Annotated in this window: 4 protein-coding genes; all 4 read right to left on the bottom strand. The window is 71.4% G+C overall.

The window, feature by feature from the left end; translation table 11 throughout:
• Nucleotides 1-523: rod shape-determining protein MreD (mreD, locus tag H5J30_RS23095; protein ID WP_181789300.1), on the bottom strand; the 523-nt coding region annotated here is incomplete at its 3' end.
• A 4-nt stretch (nt 524-527) separates the two neighbouring features.
• Complete coding sequence (gene mreC, locus H5J30_RS23090; protein ID WP_181789299.1) at nt 528-1565, bottom strand: rod shape-determining protein MreC; 1038 nt, start codon at nt 1563-1565, stop codon at nt 528-530.
• A gap of 52 nt (nt 1566-1617) precedes the next feature.
• A complete protein-coding gene (locus H5J30_RS23085) occupies nt 1618-2637 on the bottom strand; it encodes a rod shape-determining protein (protein WP_018834281.1) in 1020 nt (339 codons plus the stop codon).
• Nucleotides 2638-2887: 250 nt separating this feature from the next.
• The gene (gene ndk, locus H5J30_RS23080) at nt 2888-3301 is read right to left on the bottom strand and encodes a nucleoside-diphosphate kinase (RefSeq protein ID WP_181789298.1); all 414 of its coding nucleotides are present in this window, start codon (nt 3299-3301) and stop codon (nt 2888-2890) included.
• Nucleotides 3302-3368: the final 67 nt, after the last annotated feature.

Here is a 3368-nt window from a genome sequence, read left to right as displayed (position 1 = left end):
CGGCCTCGGCGGTCGTGTCGCGGTCGGCCTTGCGGGCCAGCGCCATCACCAGCGGCACGGTGAACGGCGCGAGCAGCAGGTCGTAGATCGCGGCGGTGAAGACCAGGCTGCCCAGGCCCACGCCGCGCACCGAGCCCTCGCCGACGAGGGCGCCGACGCCCGCGTACAGCAGGGTGGAGCCGACGGCGGCGCAGCCGACGACCATCATCGGGCCCGCGGCGGTACGCACCTGGCCGGACTCGGGTTTGACGAGCCCGGCGAGGTAGCCGATGACGGCGAGGACGAGCGCGTAGCGGCCGACGGCATGGTCGGCGGGCGGCGCGATGTCGGCGAGCAGGCCGGCGGTGAAGCCGACGAGGGCGCCGCCGACGTGGCCGTAGACCATCGCGAGGGCGAGGACGACCAGGAGCGTCAGATCCGGTACGGCGCCGGGCAGATGGAGCCGGGCGAGCACGGTGACCTGGAAGACGAGAGCGGTCACCAGCAGCGAGGCGCAGAGCAGGACGCGGTTGACGTGCCTCATGCGGTCAGTTCCCGTCCTCTCCGGCTGCGGGGTCCTCTGCGGCGGGATCCCCGGCTCCGGCGTCGGCACCCGCGCCGGCGTCGGCCTCGCCCTCCGCTTCGCCGCCCGCGGCGCCTTCCGCGCCCTCCGCGCCCTCGCCGCCCGGGGGGACGGTGACGGTGACGGTGGGCGTCGGCGTGGCCTTCGGCGCGGGCGGCAGCACCGCGTCGCGCGGGTCGTCGCGGGGCGGCTGGACGACGACGCCGACGATGTCGAGCCGGGTGAACGAGGCGTACGGCTCGACGTACACGGTGCGCGTGACGTCGCCGACCGGCTCGACCGACGAGACGACCCCTATCGGCACACCCGGCACGAACGGCCGCGAGCCGTGGGAGCCGAAGGTCACCAGCCGGTCGCCCTTCTCCACCTTCAGCTTGCCGTTGAGCAGTTCCACCTTCATGGGCCGGTCGCCCTGGCCGGTGGCGAAGCCCAGCTCGCTGGTCTTCTCCAGCCGGGTGCCGACCGTGAACTCCGGGTCGTTGGCGAGCAGCACCGTGGCCGTGGACGGGCCGACGGTGGTGACGCGGCCGACGAGCCCGTCGCCGTTGAGTACGGTCATGTCCCGCTCCAGGCCGTCGCGGGTGCCGGCGTCGATGGTCACGGTCCAGGACAGGCCCTGGGCCGCTCCTATGGCGATGACCTGGGCGCCCTTGATGCCGTACCGGCCCGCGCCCGCGTTGCCGAGGATCTTGTCCAGCTCCGCGGCGCGGGCGCGGTTGCGGTCGTCGCTGCCCAGCCGCTGCTTCAGCTCGGCGTTCTGCCGCTGCAACTCGGCGATCCGGTCGTGCCGGTCACCCGACTCGCGGACCGCCTCGATCGCGTTGCCCACCGGATCGACCACACTGGCGACGCCGTTCTCGACCGGCCCCAGCGCCGCCGCGGCTCCCCGCTTCGTGGCGTCCAGGGGAGAGTCGTTCCCGCCCCGGATGTCGACCGTGATCAGCGCGAACGAGATGGTGATGAGCAGCAGGAGCAGGACCCGGCTCTCTCGTGTGTCCCTCACGTGCTTCCGAAGCGCCTTCCTGGGTGTCCCGGCGGTGGGGTGCGGACTTGGCCTAGCGGCGGGGCTGCGCGTCCAGTACCTGCTGCAGCGCCTCGAACTCCTCGACGCACTTGCCGGAGCCGAGCGCGACGGAGTCGAGCGGCTCCTCGGCGAGGTGGATCGGCATCCCCGTCTCGTGCCGCAGCCGCTCGTCGAGGCCGGCCAGCAGCGCGCCGCCCCCGGTGAGCACGATGCCGCGGTCCATGATGTCGCCGGACAGCTCCGGCGGGCACTTGTCGAGCGTCGTCTTGACCGCGTCGACGATCGCGTTGAGCGGCTCCTCCATGGCCTTGCGCACCTCGGCGGAGGAGATCACGACCGTCTTCGGCAGCCCGCTGACCAGGTCGCGGCCGCGGATCTCGGTGTGCTCGTCGCGGTCGGTGTCGTACGCGGAGCCGATGGTGATCTTGATCATCTCGGCGGTGCGCTCGCCGAGCAGGAGGCTGTACTCCTTCTTGATGTGCTGGATGATCGCGTTGTCCAGCTCGTCCCCGGCGACCCGGATGGACTGCGCCGTGACGATGCCGCCGAGGGAGATCACCGCGACCTCGGTGGTGCCGCCGCCGATGTCCACGACCATGTTGCCCGTCGCCTCGTGCACCGGGAGCCCGGAGCCGATCGCCGCCGCCATGGGCTCCTCGATGATGTGCACCTGGCGCGCGCCCGCCTGGGTCGACGCCTCGATGACCGCGCGGCGCTCGACTCCCGTGATGCCCGAGGGGACGCAGACCACGACGCGCGGGCGGGCGAGGTAGCGGCGCTTGTGGATCTTCAGGATGAAGTAGCGCAGCATGCGCTCGGTGATCTCGAAGTCGGCGATGACGCCGTCCTTGAGCGGGCGCACCGCGACGATGTTGCCCGGGGTGCGGCCGATCATCTTCTTCGCCTCGGCGCCGACCGCGAGGATCCCGCCGGTGTTGGTGTTGATGGCCACGACCGACGGCTCGTTCAGGACGATGCCCCGGCCTCTGACGTACACCAGCGTGTTGGCGGTCCCAAGGTCGACGGCCATGTCACGGCCGATGAAAGACATGCTATTCGCCATGGGATACGTCTGGCCTTCCAAGGTGATGGCGGACGGGGGTCGGCAGCAGGGCGACGCGCGCTACGGCCCGTGGGGGCCATCGTAGTCTCGCGAGGTCGCGGAGGGAGCGAGGGTGTCGCAGTCAATACGGCACCGTGTCGGTTGCCCTTTCCCCCTTTTCGCTTGCACATGCCAAGAGGCGACCGAAAGATCCGGTCGCCTCTTCGGTGGCCGGGTCCGCTGCCGACCTGCGCGGACGTCAGGCGAGCTCCGGGAAGAACAGTTTCAGCTCGCGCGCGGCGGATTCCTCGGAGTCGGAGGCGTGCACGAGGTTCTCGCGGACGATGGTGCCGAAGTCCCCACGGATGCTGCCGGGCGCGGCGGCGATCGGGTCGGTGGGCCCGGACAGCGTGCGGACTCCCTCGATGACCCGCTCGCCCTCGACCACCAGCGCGACGACCGGTCCGGAGGCCATGAACTCCATCAACGGCTCGTAGAACGGCCGGCCCACGTGCTCGGCGTAGTGCTGCTCCAGCGTGGAGCGGTCGAGGGTGCGCAGCTCAAGCGCGGCGATCGACCAGTCGGCCTTCCGCTCGATCCGGCCGATGATCTCGCCGACCAGCCCGCGGCGTACCGCGTCGGGCTTGAGGAGGACGAGCGTGCGCTGGCTCATGTACGGCTCCTGGCGGTGCGTTGCTGACTCGGGGGAATCCGACCTTACCCGGCCCCTCGCGGGCGCC

This window comes from Streptomyces phytophilus (genome assembly GCF_013870535.1).
GTDB lineage: Bacteria > Actinomycetota > Actinomycetes > Streptomycetales > Streptomycetaceae > Streptomyces > Streptomyces phytophilus.
This window is presented reverse-complemented; position numbering and strand designations above follow the sequence as displayed.